This window comes from Methanosarcina sp. KYL-1 (assembly GCF_024372725.1).
Classification (GTDB): domain Archaea; phylum Halobacteriota; class Methanosarcinia; order Methanosarcinales; family Methanosarcinaceae; genus Methanosarcina.
On sequence record NZ_VOUA01000008.1, the window covers coordinates 101,058 to 122,066 of the forward strand.

The window sequence follows — 21,009 nt, forward strand, 5'->3', positions numbered from 1 at the left end:
CAATGTCTCAATTGAAAATTGCGGTTTTACTTTTGATGGTCCTCTGCGCCGATCCGGCTGGTGCCGTGAGTGACGGATGGGGGCCTGGGTGGGAGACGGATAACGACAAATCCCTGTGGGCAGTTTCAGTTAATGTTATTTCACGCTCAACTCCAGACGGTACCGGAGCTCCCCTTTTTCCTCCAGCCGCCTATATCCGTACCTTCGGTGTCAGCGAGAATGCCACGGACGGTTTTGACAGGTATCTCGATATACCTGCCCCTCCCCTCCCTATGGAAGAAGCACTGGATGTATACTTCCCCTGCAGCCATGAAGTTGTAACGCGCCTTGCAAATGACATCAGGCCGGATTCCGGCAGTATCACCTGGGACCTGAAGCTTACAGTCCCTACGGGCTCGACGGCCAGTGTAAGCTGGGATGTAAAGGACGTACCTTCCGGCTACACCCTGACCATGACCTGCGGGAATAAGGATGTCGACATGAAGGAACAGAGTTCCGTCTCATTAGGAAGCGGGGTTTATTCCCTCTCAATTACCGCTAACAAACCGGTCCGGGGAAAAACTTCCGGCTCATCCGGCGGGAGCAGCGGCGGAGGTGGTGGGGGCTCTCCTGAACCCCAGAGCAATGTCGAGACCAAAGAACTGGCCCAGCAGTTCGTTGCAAACGGGAACAATGTGGAGTTCGAGTTCAAGCAAGGGGTCACATGCATAGTTTATGTGGAGTTCGAAGCCAGGAAAAGTTTCGGAAAGGTGACAACCGTCGTCGAGATGTTAAAAGGAAAGTCAATACTTACCCCGATTGAACCTGAGGGAAAAGTCTACAAATACCTGAACATATGGGTCGGAAACGGGGGCGTTGCGACTCCTGAAAATATTGAAAACCCCGTCATCGGCTTTAAAGTGGAGAAAGCCTGGCTGGAGAAGAATGCTATTCCGGAATCCTCTATCAGGCTGTGGCGATACGGCGACGAAATGTGGGCCCCGCTCTCCACAAAGAAAGTAAGCGAAGATGAAGGGTACATCTATTTTGAGGCTGAAACCCCCGGCTTTTCACCCTTTGCAATAACAGGGCTTACGGAAGAGTATTTTGAAATGCAGGCCAGCACCTCTGGCAGTGTAAATTCAAAAGCTCCATCTGCCGATGAAAATGTCGGATCTAAATACGCCGAAGAGCCCGAAAAAGAGGCGACTCCGGGCCTGGGCATGATTTCCGCGTTAGGGTTTTTTGCGTGTGCCTGTTTAATGTGCAGGAGATTTTAAGGCATAAAGCCAGCCTTTGTCTGTAAAAAGCCCTTTTCAGTCTCAGGCCCCGATCCAGGCCCCCGGTCCGGTCTTTCAAGAGATATTATCTAAGTAAAAATGGTGGGGGCCAGGTTTCAATTTTTTTTCATTTCCTTCGATACCCTGTCTTACAAGCCTCTACAACTATATTATGCCGGCAAAAGCGAGTTTGCAGGCTTTTTTTGAAAAATACCCTTTAAAAGCAACAGAGTTATATTTCTGGATTGTATAACTTTTTCAGATATTTTTATGGACACGATCAAAAGGCTTGCCAGGAACAGCGGGTATTTATTCCTCAGCGGCACGGCAGCGAAAATTCTCAGTTTCATTGCTCTGTTATATATTGCCCGTTATTTAGGGCCTGAGGACTTCGGGAAGTTCTCTTTTGCTTTTGCTTTTATCTATTTTTTTAGCTTTATCCCGGACCTGGGGATCCACAGGATACTTGTGAGGGAGGCTTCAAAAGAGCCTCAGGCTGCAGGCAAACTGATCGGCAACGGGACAATAATGAAAGTCTTCTTCTCGTTGATTGCTCTGGCATTATCGTTTTTTATGATAAGTGTCCTGGATTTTCTACCTGAGACGAAAAGCGCGCTGTATATCGCCTCTTTCGGGCTGCTTGCCAGCGGGGCAGGAGCCTATGGGATTATTTACGAGGCAAAATTGAGGATGGAATATTCCCTCTTTTTTAACCTTGTGAGCAAAATCTTCTTTCTTTCATTCGTCCTCCTGGCTGTCAGGGGGCACCTTGGTCTTCCTGTTTTTGTTTTTTCTTCGGTCCTGGCCACTTTTGTGCATAATTTCCTGATGGTCGCGTTTTCAAAAAGACTGGTAAACGTATCTTTCGAGATCGATCCCCTTTTAATGAAAAACCTTTTCAGGGAGGCAGTTCCGGTAGCAATTGCCTCGGTCTTTTCGGTTATATATTTCAGAATCGACACCCTTATGCTCTCTTTTTTACAGGGGGACCTTGATGTCGGTTTTTATTCGGCTGCCTACAGGTTGACAGAGGCCCTTGTCTTTTTGCCCGCAGCATTTACAACTTCTGCTTTTCCTTTAATGTCAAAATATTTTAAAGACTCTTTTGACTCTTTCGGGTTTGCATACGCCAGGACTTTTAAGTACCTCTTTGCTGCAGGTTTACTGGCTGCAGTCCTGGTAACTTTCAATTCGGATAAAATCATCCTTGCGGTTTACGGGCCTGAATACCAAAACTCAATAATCGTGCTCCAGATACTGGTCTGGGCAACCGCTCTCATGTTTGTAAATTCCCTGGTAAGTTCGACCTGCATTTCAAGCGGAAACCAGCAGATCATCTCAAAAACAGCAGTCCTGGCAACATTCCTGAACATAGCTTTAAACCTGGCCTTAATTCCCACTATGAGTTACACCGGGGCTGCGCTTGCAACCGTATTTTCAGAACTTGCAGCAATGGCGTTCGGCATGTCCTGGATTTACGGAAACCTTTTGCATAAAAGCCTGTTTCGCGAAACTGTCTCCCCTCTGGCTGCCGCGGGCGCAATGTCCCTGCTTATTATCTTTTTCCGGCCGTATGCGGGGATTCTGTTCCTGAGTGCTCTTTCCTTACCGGTGTTTGCGGCAGTGCTTTACATAACAGGGTGGATGGATGCGGATGATAAAAATTTGTTTTCAAAGCTGATCTCAAGAAGCAGGTCCTGAACTGAGTCCCCTGTTCAGAGTCTCCTGTTCTTTTCCTTTTTAAGCGTTGATAGGAATATCCCCCTCAACTTGCCTGAGAAATACTTCCTTAAACCCTGAAACCGCTTTCAGTCTAAGTGCTGATAGGATAACCCCGCCAGATTGCTGGCGGCGCCTCTTCCAAAAATAAATTAAAATAAAGTGCTACAAAATATTTTCTGGGTCGTGAAGGATATACAAATCTCAAATTGAATCCTTGTATTTTTTGTGAATATTGTGAATTCTTTCTTTACGTCATCCGTATATCCTTTTATGTAATTCCAGGTACATTCTTAAGTCATTATGATAACCTTTCTGGTTATTGCAATATATTTCTCAGTCATCTGTTCACTCTTTTCTCTTTAAAGTCCCCACGGGGATTGTCGGGTCGAAGCCGGATTCCTGAAGGTTTTTTTCACTTTTTCCACTTTTTTCAGGAAAGGCCGGTTGCTTGCGCAACCGGTGAGGGTGCGGGGTCTTATATGAAGGACTTGATTTTGTGAGGCACCGGGAAACCGGGATAAGGGAATAGGCGGCAAAAAGGAGGGTCGGGTAAGTTACGGAAGCACTCACAAAACTAAAACATGAAACTGAAAAATAAAACTGAACTGCATAAAAATATAATCAAACTAAATTATAAATAAATAGAAAAGTACGAAAAATAAAAAAAGTAGAAGTTCCGGGTTTCAACGTTTTACCCGGAAAGTCCTTGATGGCCTGCCTGTAAGGACACGGCAGGATGCTTTTATTCTTTTTTCATTCTTCTTTCTTTGCTTCGATGTAAATCGCAGGCCTGAGGGGTTCTGCAAACCTGGACTTCTTTTCCGGGTCGTAGGCCGGGGAATCGGCGCTGTAGATTTCGATGGGGCAGTCGATTTCTTTTTCCAGGAAGGCTGAAGACTCTTTCAGGAGGGCTTCTTCGTCGAGCCCGAGGCCGGCAAAGGTCTCATAGCGTTCGGCTCCTCCGCTCTTGAACTCGGGAACGAGTTTCTGGACGAATTTCGGGATTTCCTTGCCGAAACGTTTCATTTCGGGGTTTGCCATAAGAGCTTTGATCAGGGTCCCTACGTCCAGGGAACCTTCGGCCTGGATTGTGCAGGCGCAGTTTATGGCTTCGGTTTTCCAGGCAGGGGCTGTGTAGAGATGGACTTTTTGCGGGGTCATCTTCGTAACCCGAATGATCTCTTCCACGTCGTCCAGGGTACCTTTGACCAGTTCTTCGGCAAGTTCGGCGCCTTCGTCAATGAGGTCGTCGTTGTAGAGGGGGTACTGGGCAAGGGAAATGGGGTCTTCGTGGCCCATGGCTTCCCAGATCTCCTCGCAGAGGTGCGGGGTGAAGGGGGCCATAAGCCTGACCCAGGTGTCCAGCACGTAGTAGAGCAGAGCTTCCCCGCCTCTCCTCTGATACCATCTCACGTCGTTTATGAGCAGGAAGAAGGAGTTCTGGATGGCTTCCCTGGTCTGGATCGAGTCCAGGGCAACGTTTGTCTCCCTGATGTAGTTCTGCATCCGTGAAAGCATCCAGCGGTCGATCTGCTTAAGTTCGGTGCCGATAGTGGCACGCTTTCCACTCTCGATCACGTCCCTGGCAAAGGCGTAGAACCTGTCCACCTGCCTCCGGGCGGAATCGATCCCCGTCTTCTGCCAGTCGGCATCCTGGGTCTGTTCTGCGGTGGAGAGGATGTACATCCTTGTGATGTCTGCCCCGTATTCACTGACCGCACTTTCCAGGGTAAGGATGGGGCCCTTGGACTTGCTCATCTTCTGCCCTTCCAGGGAAACAAAGCCGTTTACTGCAAGGGAACCTGGCCATTTGTCCTCGTCAAAGAGGGCCACGTGGTGGAAGAGGAAGAAGAGCAGGTGGTTCGGGACCAGGTCTTTTCCTGAGGAACGGAGGTCTACGGGGTACCAGTAAGTGAAGTCACTGCGGATTTCTTCCAGAAGGGCCGGGGTTACGCCCGTTTCTTCCGCAACCGCTGCAGCATCGCCTTTCCCGAAAAGCACGTAGTCAAAGAAGGAAAGGGTAAGCTGGTCTATGGTGAGGTCGCCTTTCTGGATGAACTTGGCAACGATGTAGTAGCACATGTAGATTGTGGAGTCGCCCAGGGACTCGATCAGCCATTCCTTATCAAAGGGCAGGCGGGTGCCCAGGCCTTTCCTGCGGGCGCAGGCCTTGTCCTTGAGCCAGTCGACCTTGTTCTCAAACTCGACCCTGTACTCTGCAGGGATGATCCGCATCTGGTTCAGGCATTTGTAGACCTTCTCCTTCCATTCGGGGTTCGAGTAGTTCAGGAACCACTGGCCCTTTACCATGTTCACCACACAGGGTGTCCCGCAGCGGCAGACTACGGGCTCGCTGAATTCGTAGAAGGTTTCCCCTACGTTTTCGGCGATGAAGTCACGGGTAAGGATGTCCTTGATCTTAGAGACCGGGTATCCCGTGTATTTCCCGGTGATTTCCTTTAAGACTCCGCCGTGGAACTCCCTCCTGTACACGATCTTTGTGGCTTCCTCGGCTTTCGGGTCGGCCTGGCTTGCAATTCCCATGGTTTCTACGATCTCTTTTGCCGGGAATTCCCCGAATTCGGGGACTTTGATCAGGGATATCAGCTTGATTTCACTGAGGTCTTCGGTTATCCCGTATTCGCTCAGGTCCGCATCGTAGAGGTCGCGGAGGGCCAGGTAGTCAAAAGGTGCGTGAGCAGGCACACTCATGACGATTCCGCTCCCGTTTCCGGGCTTTACGAATGAAGCCGGCAGGGAGATTACTTCGTCCCCGGTGACCGGGTTTGTGAGCATGATCCCTATGATGTCTTTTGCAGGCACGTCCTCGACATATTCTACTTCCCGGTCCGTGAAGGTGAGTTTCCTGAAGGCTTCTTTGCTTACTACCCAGAACTCAACTTTCCCGTCCTTTTCGACCCTGGCTTTTACATAGTCCACTTTCGGGTTGACCCAGAGGTTGGTAACCCCGTAGGTGGTTTCCGGGCGGAGGGTGGCGCAGGGGAGGACCAGGTCCTTGTAGCGGAACTTGATAAGGGTGAACTCAACGATTGTGGCTTCTTCCCCGTGCAGGATGTCGTGGTCTTCTACAGGGTTGTTGTCGTTCGGACACCACTTGACCGGGTGGGAGCCTTTTACGATCAGGCCTTTTTCTTCCAGCCGGATGTACTGCCACTCGATGAACTTCTTGTATGTCGGGTCCGTGGTTGTGAACTTGCGCCTCCAGTCGATGGAGTAGCCGATCATGCGCATGGCTTTTTCGGATTCCACTTTGAAGTAGTCCACGATTTTTTCCGGAGTATCGAGGGTCGGCAGGATGTCTCCCGGGATTCCGTGGAGGCGCTCGTAGACGTCCATGGTCTGGGGGTCCCGGCTTGCGATCAGTTCGGCCAGGCCCACAATGGGCGTGCCGGTTACGTGGAAACCCATGGGGTAAAGCACGTTTTTCCCGAGCATCCGTTTGTGCCGGGCCACAACGTCCCCTATGGTAAAGGTCCTTGTGTGCCCTGCATGCAGGTTCCCGTTAAGGTAGGGGTAGGGGATGGTGATGAAGAACTTTTCCCGGGAATCGGGCTCGGGCTCGAAAATCCTGCTTTCGTTCCACTTTTTCTGCCATTTCGTTTCGATATCGTGAGGTCTGTAGTCCTGCTCCATTCGCGTTCACGCCCGTCGATGATTATGGGTAAAATTTGTAACGTAAAAAGGTCTTAGTGAGGTCGAAAGAATATGATGTGACCTTAATGATGTAACCTTAAAGGCCCGAGTATATCCGGGTATAATTGCAAGGGGTTTTGCAAGTTCAAGAGATTTTGCAAACTTCAGCGGTCTGCAAGTTCAAGAGGTTTTGCAAACTTCAGTGTTTTCAGGATGCCTGAAAGGATTGGGGATGCCGGAATCCGGTTAGCCCACAATTGGGACTGTTTACGGTTCCGGCACGTAAATAATTATCTTACTGATTTGTTTTCCAAACTTGTTTTCCAAACTTGTTTTTCAAACTTGTTTTTCGAACTTGTTTTTCGAACTGTTTTTCAAAGCTGTCTTCCGATTTTATCTTCAGGATTCGGGTTCCTATTATTTTTCCTTCCCGAAGATGGCTTCCCTGATGGCTTCAATGCTGGCGTCAACTACAATCGGATCTTCGCAGACGTCGATTACTCCCTGCGGATCCTTGAGGAGGTGACCGGTGGTGATGCAGACGACGGTCTCATCCCTGCCTATTACTCCCAGGTCTACGAGTTTTTTGAGCCCTGCAACCGAGGCTGCACTTGCGGGTTCGACTCCTATGCCTTCGAGCCGGGCCAGGTCTTTCTGGGCGGCAATGATCTCTTCGTCGCTTACGGATTCGGCAGTGCCGCCGGACTCCCTTATGGCGTTGAGGGCTTTCGTTGCGTTTACCGGGTTTCCGATCCTTATGGCCGTTGCAACGGTTTCCGGGTTTTCTTCCGGAGTGATTTGAGGAGCCCCGCTCTTTATGGCTTTCACAATCGGACAGGAGCCTTCTGCCTGGATCCCGGTCATCTTCGGGACCGAGTCCGTGATGCCGAGCAATTTGAATTCCCTGAAGCCCTTGTAAATCGCAGTGATGTTCCCGGCGTTGCCCACGGGCAGGACAACCCTGTCAGGCACCTTGAAACCGAGCTGGTCTGCGATTTCAAAGCCGATGGTCTTCTGGCCTTCCAGCCTGTAGGGGTTGATGGAGTTTAAGAGGTAGATCTTTTCCTGGGAACAGAGGGTGCGCACAAGCTCAAGGGCGTCATCGAAGTTTCCGCGGATGCTCAGGACCTTTGCCCCGTGCATGAGGGCCTGGGCTACCTTGCCGAGGGCTACCTTCCCTGCCGGGAGCAGCACGATCACGGGGATCCCTGCCTTTGCCCCGTAGATAGCAAGGGCTGCGGAGGTGTTCCCTGTCGAGGCACAGGCGACGGTGCTCATTCCGAGTTCGAGCGCCTTTGAGACCCCCACGGTCATGCCCCTGTCCTTGAAAGAGCCGGTGGGGTTCATACCCTCGTGCTTCACATAAAGTTCCTTGATGCCGATCTTTTTCGCCAGGCGGTCGCACCTGTAGAGCGGGGTCCCGCCTTCGTGAATGGTCACAGGCTCCCGGTCAACCGGGAGGAGTTTTGCGTATTTCCAGACCGAAGGGCATTCGGTCTTTAATTTTTCCATGTCGATTTCAATGGATGAGTAGTCATAAATGACATCGAGCAGCCCGTCACATTTGCGGCAGGTGTAGATCACTTCGTCTTTGGAATACTCTGCACCGCATTCGATACATTTTAAATGATACATTAGATTGCTCCTGTGTCTGATAATTTCAAATTAGCGGAAATTTTTCAGTTAGTAGGGTTCTGTGCCGGGTTTCAAATTCACACCCGGGTTTTCAGGTTATCGTAATCCAGAGTTTCAGGTTATCGTAATCCGGGGTTTTAACTAGCATAATCCCGGTTACATAATCCGGGTTTCGGATTAGTATAATATCAGAGTTTAATAATATTTTGTATCCTTAATACGCTACTTGCTTTTAAATCATACTGTTTTCGGGCCGCAGGCCGGCTCAGGTAAATGCCGGAAAGATACATTTCATGAGCTGAAAATTGCCCTAAAACAAAAATTACCTGGCAACAAAGTGAATATAAGCTGAAACTTACCGGACCAGCCCAGAATCGGACCAGAATAGAATGGAATGGAATAGGGCCGGAATCGAGCCGAAACTAAACTAAAAGTCTACTTGAATGACCAAAAAATCTACTGTAATGACCTAATGATCTACTTGCATGAACTGAAAATTTACCTGAATATACCGGACATTTGCCTGAAAAAGCCGAAAATGAGCCCTCTCTCGGTTGAGTGCCTGTTCACCTGCGGATGACCATGGTCTTCAGGGCGTCGGCGGAACTTACCGACCTGTCTGCAAGGTCTCCTATCTTTTCCACAAGTTCGGTCAGGTGGCAGACCCCTGCGCCCCTGAGGGTTTCCTGGTTCCTGAAGATCTGCTTGTGGAGGCGGGATTCGATTTTGTCCGTGTCGTGTTCGAGCTTTTCTATGTCCGGGACGATTTCAAAGGCTTCCACTATCTGTTTTTTGCTGAATGAAAGGGTTACCAGTTTGTACAGTTTCTCTATCAATGTATAGTACTTTTTGACGGTCTCTTCGGTTTTTTCACTGAGTTCCAGGAAGCCTCCCCTTATTTCCGGGGGGAGTTCCCGGTATTCCCGGAGTTTCATCCAGTAGGCGGCGTTCCTGGCGTCGTTGATGATTATATCCTGTTCGGAAAGGAAGTTTAAGAGAAGTTTGGGGTCTACGGGCAGCTTTACAGAAGAAGTGAGCCCGGACCGGATGGTCTGCTTGATATAGTCGGCTTCCTCTTCGATTTTTCCAAGTTCCGCAGCCATAAGTTCCACTTTTTCCATGTCCCCGTCCAGGTATGCCCGGACTGTCTTTTTCAGCATGCCAGCTGATATTACCGCTTTTTTTGCATGCTCTTCGAGAGGGAGGAAAGGAGGCCTCCCGAAAACCTGAATAACCGAGCGTTCGTATTTTGCTGCCATTATACCCCGACCCCTTCAAGCCCCAGAAAGATCAGCGCGGATGTAGCGGCTGCCACGGGAACAGTTACTATCCATGAAAAGAATATCTTCCAGATAACACTTAAATCCACTGAAGAAAGCCCACCTGCAAGCCCTACCCCAATCACGGAGCCCACCAGGATGTGGGTGGTGGAGATGGGAAGGGAGATGTAGCTGTGCAGGAGCACGACCGAGGCTGTTGCAAACTGGGCGGAAAAGCCCCTGGAGGGAGTGAGTTCCGTGATCTTCGAGCCGATGGTCTCGATTACCCTGTAGCCCCAGGTCGCAAGCCCGAGCACCATCCCCAGGCCCCCGAAAACAAAAATCCAGTCCGGGACTTCTTTTCCTATAATCCCGAACGCTGTAAAGGCGGCTGTTATCGGACCCACTGCGCTTGCCACGTCATTGGAGCCGTGGGCAAAGGCGATATAACAGGCTGTCAGGACCTGCAGGGGGACGAAGTACTTTTCCACGTCTCCTTCTACCCTGTGCAGGACCAGGGCCCGGATCAGGACAAAGAGGGAGAAACCGAGGATGGCGCCCATCACAGGGGAAATGAACCAGCTAGTGACGATTCGCAGCATGACAGGCCAGTTTATTGCGGAAAAGGGAATGGCTCCGAGGTAGGCAGTGGAAAGCCCGAAACCCAGGACCCCGCCGACAGTCGCATGGCTGGTGGAGACCGGCAGGTTGTAAAAGGTGGCAAGGGTCACCCAGAGTCCGGCGGCCAGGGTTGCGGCCAGCATCCCCAGGACTACCATCTGTGTCCCGATTTCTCCCTGGTTCCCGATAAGGTCTATGGGGACGATGCCCTTCGCAATGGTGGAGGTGACCCTCTGCCCGAAAAAAACCGCACCCAGGAACTCGAAGCCCGCCGCAAGGACGATGACCTGCCTGATAGAAAGGGCTCCGGTCCCGACAACGGTGCCCATGGCATTGGCAAGGTCATTTGCTCCTATGTTCCAGGCCATGTAGAAGCCTGCAAGGAGCAGGGCTGCGGTCAGGTATGTTTCCATTCAGGCTGCCTCCGGAAAAGAGGGACGGGTTAGGTATGCAGGTTAGAGGAAATGAGCTTTCCCTGCATCTATAAACTCCGTTTCACGCGCGCTTTGAGAAGTAAAGCGAATTTGTACAAGCTCAAATTTGCACAGACGCAAATTTGCACAGGCCCTACAGTTTCCCGTAGTTCCATATCGGCTGTATAATATATTATTGTACTTCGTTAAGCCCTTGAAATATTGACCGGAGAATGCATAAAACGTTAGGCCTTTTTCGAAGGTAAATGCAGAGGGGCAAGAAAAAATTGGGGGATGTGTCGAAAATTGCAGTGGGATCAAGCAAAAGGATCAAGCAAAAAAGTGGGAAATGCCTTACCGGGAGACCAGGAAAGGAATAGATAAAATCAACCAGCAAATCAGAAATTCAACTTTTTCCCGAAGGTTTTTGCCCGTAAAGTCGTGCCCGGTCAACTTTGTCTGTTCTCGTGTACACTGTATGAAATTAAGATTCTATGAAAAACTTCGGGGATTGAGAGGCGAATTCTCTCCTCTCAATCTAGATGTGTGGATTATTTTAGATATTCCTATTTTTCTGTTTTTCCGTTTTTCCAAGTTTGCATAAACTTGCATTTTCTTATAGGCCTTAATTGGATAAAAAATTTTTGTAATGTTTGGTTTTGCGACGTTTTAAGTGTATACGTCTATTTACAGGGAGCCTTCTTTGATTTATAAACCTTCTTCGGAATTTCTTTGTATAGTAAACATACGAATAGTGAAGCCAGCTCCTCTTCAATTTTTACTGGCTTATTAAGCGGCTCCCGGTGTAATATCTTATAAGGGCAGTCCGGTTAATCGAGCTGGTATTCAGTAACTTCCTTGCCGAGGAAGTATCCCAGGATCGTCCGGATAAGCACGACTATTCCCAGGAGAAGCAGTTCTTCCTGGGTCGGGTTCAGTACGGTTTCCAGGACATCCGCAGCGATAAAAAACTCCAGCCCGAAGACTATTCTGTTTGTAAGTTCTTTTCTGATATTCTGGTAGTGGTACGGCTTCTTAAAGACTTCAAGGAGGATTATTTCGGCAGTGGACCGTAGCCCCCCGTAGATTATCAGAAGTGAACCCACAAAACTGAAAAACACATTGAAAGCATTCAAAAGCAGCCCTTGAAGTTCCACAAACATTTCCCCACCTCGAACCTCGAAATACTCTGAAATTCTCCCCTGCAGGAAGTGAACGGTTTGCACCTTCTCCCCTCAGGTCCGGCCACTTCTTGTTAATATTTAATTCTTTTGGATATATATTTCTTCTTACCTGAATTTTTTAATCAGGATTTTTTCCTGCTGGTCTGATTCTGAATAGAAGCCGAAGGGCCGCATTAACCTGCTGCCTTTTATTTTTCATTTTTCATTTTCAGGAAAAGGCCGTTCACTTTGTGAACGGGGGCCCTTACCGGGGCCTGAAGCATGTGGAACCCGGGCCTCCGGGAAAGTGGGTGAAGTATTCCAGAAATAGCATGCAGGCTTAGAGTTAGTGATGTGGTCCCGAAATCAGCTGCCGTAATATCTTCATCCTTTCGTCCTGTGAACCGTTTTTAATCTGAGTTTCAGGTGCCGCGGCTCTCACAGGCCGACGAAGGAGGCCGGCCTTTTCCGGAGGCAAATCCCCGGAAGTAAATATTAAGCCCGGAAATTGTATTCCAGGAACAAATACCCTGGCCAGTAGCTATTCCCAAAATACGCATTCTTCTTCCGGAAGCGATTAACCGGATCTGGCGCTAAAAATAGAAGGAGAGGCCGTGAAGCATGGTTTCTTCAGGGCCAGATAGGATTTTTTTGCCGGTTTTCTTATTTCTTTTTCTGGGCTTCCGGCCCAAGGGAAGGGACCTTCCCGTATTCTGCTTCGTATTCTCCGAGGGCTTTCGGGGCTCCGAGCAGGAGTTTGCGGGTCCGGTTGTAGACACTAGGCGTCTTTTCGGGGTCAAGATCCTCCAGGAGGTCTGCCAGGATTTTTGCCAGGGGGAGGCGGTATTCCTCGTCCATCCGGTCGATGTTGGCAAAGGCGTTGAGCATGTTTACGGTGCTGTACTCGTTGACTGCAGCCAGTTTCCGGAGGGTTTCGGCAAGGAATGTGCGGCCTTCTTCGGTCTGGAGGGACTTTTTCCGGTTGCGGGCAAAGCTCCCGAAAAGGGCCCGCTGGTCGTTTGTCTGCTCGATCCGGAAGGAGTCGGACTTTTCCATTTCCCTTACCAGGTCAACGGCATCCGGGCTGCTGGAGTTCCCGATTACGGCAAGGAAGGCTTCCCAGGAGACCAGGTTCTTTTTCGATTCGGCTTCGAAGGCTTTTAAGACTTCCAGCCTGTCCGGGGCTGAGCTGTTCAGGTAGGCGGAAAAGGCGCTCAGCCTGTCGGTTGCGCAGAAGGCGTCTTCGAACTGCTGCCTGGCAAGGCCGTGGACATCGGGGATGTCGAGGGAAGCGAGCACGCCCAGGCAGAGGTTTTTGGCCTGCCTGTTCTTGATTGCGCGGGCTTCGGCTTCCGGGGTCTCGTCTTTCGGGACCGAGGCTTCTTCGTAGAAGCGGTAGGCTGAGAGCAGGGAGTTCCTGTATTTTGCGGCAACGGCCCTGAGCAGCTTCTGCTTTGCATCATAGAGCGCCTGGTAGGAGTGGGCGTATTCCTCGGCTTCCACGGACTCGAAGATGGTCAGGAACTGGCCCCCCGCCCTTTCCAGGAGGTCCCTGTCGTTTATGAGCTTGTAGTATAGGGAGACGAAGTCTTCCGAGGGCTTTGCATCCGGGTCTTTGAGGAGCCTGAGCTTTTCCCGGTCAACAAGGGTGTAGAAGGCGGTAAAGCGGCCGGCGATGTCGCTGTCTTTCCTGACCTGCAGCAGGAGTTCTTCCTGGCTTGCGGCATATACCAGCTTCCCGTAGAAGGAGTAGCCCCTGTTCAGGGAGAGGAAGGCGGGCTTTGCAACATTTTCCACAATGATTTCCGCAGTCTCCCCGCTGACCCTTTCCAGGACTTCGGCCAGGTCCTTTCCTGTCTCGTCCACGAGGGCCGCCCTGAAGGGGAACTCCCAGGGCTTTCCGCCTTCCGGGACTCTCTGCCTGAGGGAGAAGGTAAACTTACGGGCAGCTTCGTCGTATCCTGTCGAGACGTCCACCACCGGGAACTTTGTCTGCTTGAGCCAGGTCTCCGACATCTCCTTTAAGGGCTGCCCGCTTTCGGCTTCAATAGCCTCGATCCAGTCCTGCGTGGCGGCGTTGGAGTGCCCGAACTTCTTGAAATAGCGGTCCAGCCCCCGGACGAAGGCCTCTTTCCCTATCAGGGTCTCGACCATGCGCACGTATTCCGGGGCTTTTACGTAGGTGACGGCCGTGATCAGGTCGTTGGGGTCATTGAAGCCGTCCGGGATGATGGGCATGGAAGCCGCCCCCGAGTCCAGCGCAAAGGTCCCCGCAGCCGGCGCGAGCAGGTCGAGCACCCGGGCAAGCCTCTGGTACTCTTCCCCGAAGAGGAAGGCGTGGTACTGCTCTTCCACGTGCACGGTCACAGCCTCATTCAGCCAGATCTCAAAGGGGCTCTTCCCGGTCACCTCGGAGCCGTTAAGGTTGTGGTAGTACTCGTGCACCTTGACCCGGATCATGTACTCGAAAGCCGGGTCCGTGATCTGCGGGAAGGGCATGATCCGGTTCGTGGTAATCGTGGTGTTCCCCACGTTTTCCATCCCCCCAAAGTCCGAGTTCTGCATCCCGATCTCCCGGTAGACGGTCCCGGTATACTTGTAACCCGGAGTGATCCCGCTGACAAGGGCTGCCATTTCGGCCCTGAGCTTGCGGAGTTCCCTGAGCTTGCGGAGTAATTCGTCCTCGTCCTCTTCTTCTCCTGCTCCTGCTCCTGCTTCCGTTGATCCTTCTTTTTCTTCTTTTGCCGGTCCGTCTCCTGCTTCTGTTGATCCTTCTCCTGTTTCTCCTGCTTCTCCTGCTTCTGCGGGCCCTTCTCCTTCTTCCCCTTCTTCTCCTTCTTCCCTTTCCAGGCCAAACCTTGCATCTTCCTTTATCCTGTCCCTTTTCCGGACCAGGTCCCAGAGTTCCTGCCTCACGGCAAGCTTCTCCTCATCGAACTGTTCCGGCCCGGTAAAGAGGTAGACCCACATCACGGCGTCGTAGAGGATGTCGAGAGCCCGCTCGGCCGGCCCTGTTGCGGAGTACGGCGGCACGAGCAGTTCCAGCATGAAGGTGCCCCCGTCCGGGTACTCGAACTCCCGCCTGAATGTGGCGTAGGTCCCGACCCCCAGGAAAAAGAGGTAAGTCGCCATCGGGGTTACGGAGTTGTCGTAGACGATCTTGTCCCTTCCCGGCTTTACGGTATGCCTCTCCACCACCACGTCCCCGTTCGTGATCATGTTGGTGTAGCGGGAGTCCGCAATGATGGTGGTCCTGTAAGTGCACTTCGCACACATGTCGTCGATGCAGGGCACGATCCTCTGGAAGCCCCACTGCTGGCACTGCGTGATCTGCTGCGGAGGAGCTCCCGCCGGCGTCTCGTCGTAGTACAGCCCTTCCAGGATGTTCTTCGTCGGCCTGCACACCGTATCCGTAACTATGGTAATCTCGGTTGCCGGCGGCACCTTTTCGAGGAAGTTTATCTCCAGTATGGCGTCTGCCTTCCTGTACTTGTAGTGGACCTCGTACTGGATGCAGCTTACAGCCCGGACCTCCAGGTCCCTGCAGTTCAACTCCAGCTGCTCAATTGGCTCGCCCCGGGTCTTCACCCTTAACATGGACTTCACATTCGTCCTATCATCATAGACGTCAAACACCAGGTCCATGTGGAGGACGTCAACCTTGAGTTCCCCGAAGTCTTCGGGATAATATTTGTAAAGCCGTTGTTTCATGAAAATGTCACCGATGAAAATTTATGAGTGTTATGTTGTGGGATAAAAAAGGTAGGTATGGGATTTAAAGGTGTAGTTTGAGGGGGAAAGAGGAATTTCTCTATAATCTATAACTGGTTTAATATATTTCGCCTGGGGGCTGCTCGAATAGGTGCCGAAAAACCGGTAAACTGCACGATATTTCAAAAGATTACTCAAAAAACTACTTTCTGATATGCTCAAATAAATAAAGGAGTCAAGTATTTATTGTTTAAAAAATAATGAATTGTTGCTATTGTTTGTTGAGCTTTAAAATAAGATGATCCTCATGAATAAAATTGAAAAGGCTATTGAATTTGTACAAGAATTAGCCGCTAATTTCGGGGCGAAAAGTGAAGAAGGGGCAAATGATTACATTTTCCGTAATAACACATCAAAAGATGCATTAAAGCAGGGTGGTGCATTTTTTGGTTTAATATCTCCAGAGGAAGAAGTTTCTGGTCCTTATCATGATTTTTCTCTCGTTATTTTCCCTGATGAAGGGGATAAGCCTTGGTTAATATCTCTGGTAGCAGGCTCTTTGGGGTTTAAGAATGATTATGAGCTAGCTGCTTTACCAGGTGTTAGGAGACTGTATTCTTCAATTATTGACCAGAATGGATTCTGCAAAACTTCCTTCTTGGACATAGAAAGCAATTTGCCCAAACAGTTTATGTCAAGAATCCCTCACTTGAATAATTCATTAAAGAGGTATCTTAAACTTATAACTGCTTGCAATATTATTCAAGATCCATCGTCTGAAAAGGATCAAAAAATGATTGCAGGATTTGTTGCAGCCTATGCTCAGATAAGGAATTTTGCAGGAAATGATCCGGCTAGGAATGCGATCAAAAAGGCGATATCAGAAGTTGCAACAAAGATAGAAGTGGACGAAGAAGAGGAAGTATTAAAATTAGTGGAAAATAGAAAATTTGTGATCCTTCAGGGAGCCCCAGGAACTGGAAAAACCAGATTAGCAAGAATTATTGCTCAGAAGCTTAATTCAGAATCTTTCTTCACTCAGTTCCATGCTGAAACCAGTTACAGTGATTTTATATATGGGATAAAACCCGACCTTGATGCTGGGCAGTTAGCTTATGAGGAAAAAACAGGAATTTTCTACGACTCTCTTAAAAAAGCAGAAGAAAACCCTGAAAAAAACGTTGTGCTAATTGTTGATGAGATCAACAGAGCAAATTTATCCAACATTCTGGGACCGATTTTTTACCTATTTGAGTATCAGCTAGAAATAGAAAAAGTATCTGTAAAAATTGATATTGGTGGGGGCTACGAAATAAGTAAAATCCCTTCCAACTATTACGTTATTGGCACAATGAACACTGCTGATAGAAGTCTTGCAGTAGTCGATTTTGCTCTTCGGAGACGTTTTGCCTGGTACACATTGAAGCCTAAGCCAATCAAACCTGCTGTTGATTTAAAATTTTTCAAAAAAGACTTTTCGGCTTTTGATGATATTTTCACTTGGTATGCAAGTAGCGAAGAACTTAATCTGCAACCCGGTCAAGCCTATTTCATAGCCACAGACGAAGCTGAGATGAAAGATCGAGTAAAATACGAATTAATGCCCCTAATTAAAGAATACTTGGCTGAAGGTGTTTTAACAAACGCAAGGGATGAGTTCTCGAAATATTTCTACGACAGACTGGGTGAGGTTTTGTTTGAATGACTTCCCCCGGAAATGTCTTTTTTGAGATGCCCTGCCTAATTGAAAAATCACAATCTCTTTCTGGTTTTCTTCTCTCAAAAAAATGGTTTAAAGGGGCAGATCGTAGGTATTTGGCTGAATCTCTTCAAAAATTTGTTGAATACAATAAGGAATTGTTTGATTTCCTAGAGGTCACTCCAAGAATTGAAGGTAGTGGAAAAAGTGTCAGCTTAAATTTTAGATCCGATCGTTTTATCGGAGCAATTCCACTTCGGGCACCTGATACGGGAAAGCAAATAGGGGATTTTGTAGTTCGACCCCGTTACACTTCTGTAAACGACCAATTTTCAGAGTACGTTGAAATCGTAAATCTCCTTGAATCTGAAATACTTCCTGAATTCAAACATTCAATTCCGCTTCTGTCGCATAGGAATCTCAGACCGCCTCTCTATTTGGAGGCAATAAAGTTCGTAAAACTACTTGAAAAAGCGGTAAAAGCAAAGTGGAATAAATTTCAGAACACCGAAAGAATACACCGATATCCAAAATCTGAAGTGAACTGGAAAAGCTACGTTGAAAAAGAGTCTGATCCTGCAAAGAGATTGCTTTTTCCCTGCCGTGATAACACTCTAAGCGTATTTCATAGTGAATTCTTCGAGTTGAAATACGTCTACAGCATTTCGAAAAAGGAGATTAACTCGTTTAAAACTCCTCGGCATATCAAATATCAATTTCAGGACACTTTAACCTATTTGGATAATGCTTTGTACGAATTCCCCGATAAATTCACAAAAGAGCTCCATATTCATAATTCAGATCCCGTTGTCATTAAACAATTAAAAGCTCAGGGAAACAAGATTTTAACCGGGAATTTTGAAGAAATAACTGCCTGGAGAATCGATTTTTCACTTCTATTTGAAAAGTATGTGCAATTCATATTCAAGCAAGTATCTTTAGAAATTGGAGCAAAGCAACTGAATAATTACAAAATCAGGCAATTTTCCCGTTTTAATCCTCCATGGGCTCTTAATTATCTGGAACCAGATGTAATTCTGGTAAAAAACAACCTGGACATTGTGGTGGATGCAAAATACAAGTCTCATTTGTTCAATTTGAAAAGCAGCACAGAGGAATTAAAAGAGGAACATAGAAGAGACTTGCATCAATTGCTGGCCTATACTGCTTTTAGTAAGAACCAGAATAAAGTTGGAATTTTATGTTATCCTGCTAATGAACAGTTTCTTTTGGAGCTGGATTATGTTTTTCCGCACTCTAATGTTGAGAGTAAGGTAGTTCTTTTAGGGATTCCCTTGAAAAAGTCTGAACTTTTCGGATTGAGGCAGTCAATTATTGATTTTATTTCGGAGATTGAGAAAGAGCATTTGGTTGGGGTTGTGTGAAATAAGGATTTCATTTTCATTAAGTAATAAATAAATATTAAGAGATCAGTCTAACATTATATTATTTCTTAAAAGTTGGGGACTTGATGGTTTTACATGAATAATTTTATAGCAAGTTTTGTAGAAAAAGAGTATAAGGCCTCAATTATTTCTCTTTTCTTATTTTATCTTGTAGTATTTGGTTATCCCGATTTCATCCAAAGCAAAAGTGATCTAATCGTTATTGTTTTTGTCCTTTGCTTTTACATTATATTTCAAGAGTTCTCAAAGAATAGACAGGTTAGAGATTTAATTTTTAAGAAACATTTGCTTGGTTTAGAAATACGTTTTAGAAAAAATGGACTGAAGCATGAGTATTACAAACTAAATGAAGAAAATAGAAAAGAAATAGACAAAATTGATAGATACGTGAATACATTATTTTCACAATACATATTGAGTGTATCTTGGATCCTTTTGTTTATACTTATAATTATTTTTTATAAATTAAAAATTCTGCAATTGAATTCTTTAGACTTCCTACATTTTTCCATCCATGGTTGGTGCATAATTATTTTTGGAATTTTTGTGAATGCAATTAATTTTGTAAATTTTAAGAATGATTTCTCTCAGTATGTAACAAACTATGAACAAATCTATTCATTATATTCGGGGGATAAAGAATGAACAAAGTAAACAATTATTACATACAGAAATTAGATATCAAGAAATTTCACAGTACTGAGTATGAAAGGGTAGAAAAAACACTCGATGGAAAGTCTTTTTTTGTTCAGGGTACGAACAGCACTGGCAAAACTACTACTTTTGATGCCATAACATATGCTATTTTTGGATATGAGTTTATAGAACGGTCAGTTAAACTTGCGGATACTGAGATTTGGCTGAGTAATGGGAAAATTTCTTTCAAAATTGAAAGGAAATACAACTCTGAACCAAAAATGAAAATACTTAATACAGCTAAAGAAATTAAAGGTTCAAGACAAGTAACTCAAAAATTATTTGAATTTCTCAATATTCCCGACCCAATTTTTGCCAAGAAAATGATTGATGCTTTTAGAGTTCCTCAAAGCGATGAAAATTCTTTGATAACAAGCAGTTCTCAGAAACAATTGGAATACGTGATTACTTCTTTTTTAAGTGGTCCAGAGGTAAGTGAAGAAAGGCAAATTCTTGAAGAACACATAAAATGCCTGCATTCAAAAAAAGAAGTGCTTGAAATCAGAAAAAACAATTTGTTGAAGGATCTTAAAGATTCCGATCTGAAAGAATTAAGGAATAAAAACCACTACAATGAAATCAAAGAATTTATTGAGCAGTTTGATTCGGGAAAAATAGATGAAACAATATCTGCACTAGATAAAAATGAAAATATAACTCAAAGAATTAAGCAACTGGTATCACTGAAAACAAGTAAAAATGAAGAACTTTTTAGAAATGGAAAGGAACTCAGTGATAGAAAGGGGTACTTCAACCAAGAACTAATAGATGTAGTAAAACAAACACTTTCTGTTTTGGTGTGTCCGGTATGTAGCAAGGACATTGATGTAGTTAAAATAGTAAATAGAAAAAAGAGGTCTATGTGCCCTTTTTGTGGACAGGAACACTATGATGGCAGACTTTATGAGTTACTGAATAATGAAATTATTGCCTCTAATAAGAGAGTAATCGAATTAATGGAAAAGGAAGAAAAGATCAAAAATGAACTTAAACATATAAATTCAGAAATTGATGTACTCAATAACGAAAAGTTACATGTTAAAGTAAATTCTGTCATTCTCAGAATCTTTGAAAATGCTAAAGATAAGAGAAACTTAAAAGAAGAATATGAGAACTACAAATCTGTTTTACAAAAGTATGAAGTTGAATTTGAAAAAATCAAGACCTTAAGACATGAAATAGGTAATGAAATATCTAAAGTTGAAAATGAAATAAAACTAATTTCAGAGGAGGTCGAAAGGTCAGCAACGTATTTGCATAATGTTTTGGAAGAAAAAAGTAGAAAAGCAATTGATGAATTTAACGAAAAACTTAATGATATTTATGGTAAGTTAGTTTTTCCCCTTCCTTATAATCTTGCACTGAAGAATGGTTCTATGTTTTTAGATAATGGAAGTTCTATAAGGACTTGTTCAGTGCAAGAGATTGGTTTTTCAGATAAAAGACTTGTGGATATTGCTCTGTGGGCTACTATTTTAAAAATAAATCAAGAAAAAAATGTTCTAAATATTAGTTTTGGTATGATTGACGACATTTTTGAAAACATTGATAATAATGAGATTAAAAGAAAAGATAATCTATTTTCCCTTTTGAAATATTTGGATCATGATTTTCAACTAATCATATTTTCTATCAACAAACAAGTACAGTACTTCGCTAAAAATCTCTCCTCCATGTCTCCTCTCCATTCATTTACCTCAAACACTCCACCATTAACCTGACCTTTAACTTTCTTCTCAGCCATTCCTCAATGAGAAGTATAAACATACTA

General features: G+C 46.4%; 12 protein-coding genes. 5 read left to right on the forward strand and 7 right to left on the reverse strand.

What is annotated here, in order from left to right:
• The first annotated feature begins 2 nt into the window (after positions 1 to 2).
• Entirely contained in the window at positions 3 to 1,259 is a 1,257-nt protein-coding gene (locus tag FTO70_RS08240; RefSeq protein WP_255335261.1) for a PGF-pre-PGF domain-containing protein, read from the forward strand.
• A gap of 270 nt (positions 1,260 to 1,529) precedes the next feature.
• On the forward strand, positions 1,530 to 2,960 hold the full coding sequence (locus FTO70_RS08245; RefSeq protein ID WP_255335262.1) for a flippase: 1,431 nt from the start codon (positions 1,530 to 1,532) through the stop codon (positions 2,958 to 2,960).
• 366 nt (positions 2,961 to 3,326) lie between these two features.
• Here the strand turns inward: FTO70_RS08245 and FTO70_RS08250 are convergent, their stop codons facing one another.
• The 7 genes from FTO70_RS08250 to FTO70_RS08280 form a co-directional block, all read right to left on the reverse strand.
• Positions 3,327 to 3,551 carry a hypothetical protein gene (locus FTO70_RS08250; protein WP_255335263.1) on the reverse strand — a complete coding sequence of 75 codons (225 nt, stop codon included), beginning with the start codon at positions 3,549 to 3,551 and terminating at the stop codon, positions 3,327 to 3,329.
• Between the two features lie 183 nt (positions 3,552 to 3,734).
• Positions 3,735 to 6,635, reverse strand: coding sequence for a leucine--tRNA ligase (gene leuS, locus FTO70_RS08255; protein ID WP_255335264.1), 2,901 nt, complete (start codon positions 6,633 to 6,635; stop codon positions 3,735 to 3,737).
• Positions 6,636 to 7,052: 417 nt separating this feature from the next.
• A complete protein-coding gene (gene thrC, locus FTO70_RS08260) occupies positions 7,053 to 8,270 on the reverse strand; it encodes a threonine synthase (protein ID WP_255335265.1) in 1,218 nt (405 codons plus the stop codon).
• Positions 8,271 to 8,836: 566 nt separating this feature from the next.
• Complete coding sequence (locus FTO70_RS08265; RefSeq protein ID WP_255335266.1) at positions 8,837 to 9,529, reverse strand: TIGR00153 family protein; 693 nt, start codon at positions 9,527 to 9,529, stop codon at positions 8,837 to 8,839.
• Positions 9,529 to 10,563: an inorganic phosphate transporter gene (locus FTO70_RS08270; RefSeq protein ID WP_255335267.1), complete on the reverse strand. Its 1,035-nt coding sequence runs from the start codon at positions 10,561 to 10,563 to the stop codon at positions 9,529 to 9,531. Before FTO70_RS08270 ends, FTO70_RS08265 begins: the two co-directional genes overlap by 1 nt.
• 830 nt (positions 10,564 to 11,393) lie before the next feature.
• Complete coding sequence (locus tag FTO70_RS08275; RefSeq protein WP_369694349.1) at positions 11,394 to 11,789, reverse strand: DUF1622 domain-containing protein; 396 nt, start codon at positions 11,787 to 11,789, stop codon at positions 11,394 to 11,396.
• A gap of 600 nt (positions 11,790 to 12,389) precedes the next feature.
• Positions 12,390 to 15,437 (reverse strand): M1 family metallopeptidase, encoded by a 3,048-nt coding sequence (locus FTO70_RS08280; protein WP_255335268.1) that lies wholly within the window; start codon positions 15,435 to 15,437, stop codon positions 12,390 to 12,392.
• 307 nt (positions 15,438 to 15,744) lie between these two features.
• Here FTO70_RS08280 and FTO70_RS08285 point away from each other — a divergent pair, with 307 nt between their 5' ends.
• The 3 genes from FTO70_RS08285 to FTO70_RS08295 all read left to right on the forward strand — a co-directional run bounded on the left by FTO70_RS08285 (position 15,745) and on the right by FTO70_RS08295 (position 20,959).
• On the forward strand, positions 15,745 to 17,142 hold the full coding sequence (locus tag FTO70_RS08285; RefSeq protein WP_255335269.1) for an McrB family protein: 1,398 nt from the start codon (positions 15,745 to 15,747) through the stop codon (positions 17,140 to 17,142).
• The gene (locus FTO70_RS08290; RefSeq protein ID WP_255335270.1) at positions 17,139 to 18,521 is read left to right on the forward strand and encodes a hypothetical protein; all 1,383 of its coding nucleotides are present in this window, start codon (positions 17,139 to 17,141) and stop codon (positions 18,519 to 18,521) included. The genes FTO70_RS08285 and FTO70_RS08290 overlap by 4 nt, the downstream gene beginning before the upstream one ends.
• A 662-nt stretch (positions 18,522 to 19,183) precedes the next feature.
• Positions 19,184 to 20,959, forward strand: coding sequence for a hypothetical protein (locus FTO70_RS08295; protein WP_255335271.1), 1,776 nt, complete (start codon positions 19,184 to 19,186; stop codon positions 20,957 to 20,959).
• Positions 20,960 to 21,009: the final 50 nt, after the last annotated feature.

What these genes read in the sequence shown, in the direction of transcription:
- FTO70_RS08240 (WP_255335261.1), top strand. Translation starts at nt 3, where the DNA reads ATGTCTCAATTGAAAATTGCGGTTTTACTTTTGATGGTCCTCTGCGCC.
- FTO70_RS08245 (WP_255335262.1), top strand. Translation starts at nt 1,530, where the DNA reads ATGGACACGATCAAAAGGCTTGCCAGGAACAGCGGGTATTTATTCCTC.
- leuS (WP_255335264.1), bottom strand. Translation starts at nt 6,635, where the DNA reads ATGGAGCAGGACTACAGACCTCACGATATCGAAACGAAATGGCAGAAA.
- thrC (WP_255335265.1), bottom strand. Translation starts at nt 8,270, where the DNA reads ATGTATCATTTAAAATGTATCGAATGCGGTGCAGAGTATTCCAAAGAC.
- FTO70_RS08265 (WP_255335266.1), bottom strand. Translation starts at nt 9,529, where the DNA reads ATGGCAGCAAAATACGAACGCTCGGTTATTCAGGTTTTCGGGAGGCCT.
- FTO70_RS08270 (WP_255335267.1), bottom strand. Translation starts at nt 10,563, where the DNA reads ATGGAAACATACCTGACCGCAGCCCTGCTCCTTGCAGGCTTCTACATG.
- FTO70_RS08280 (WP_255335268.1), bottom strand. Translation starts at nt 15,437, where the DNA reads ATGAAACAACGGCTTTACAAATATTATCCCGAAGACTTCGGGGAACTC.
- FTO70_RS08285 (WP_255335269.1), top strand. Translation starts at nt 15,745, where the DNA reads ATGAATAAAATTGAAAAGGCTATTGAATTTGTACAAGAATTAGCCGCT.
- FTO70_RS08290 (WP_255335270.1), top strand. Translation starts at nt 17,139, where the DNA reads ATGACTTCCCCCGGAAATGTCTTTTTTGAGATGCCCTGCCTAATTGAA.
- FTO70_RS08295 (WP_255335271.1), top strand. Translation starts at nt 19,184, where the DNA reads ATGAACAAAGTAAACAATTATTACATACAGAAATTAGATATCAAGAAA.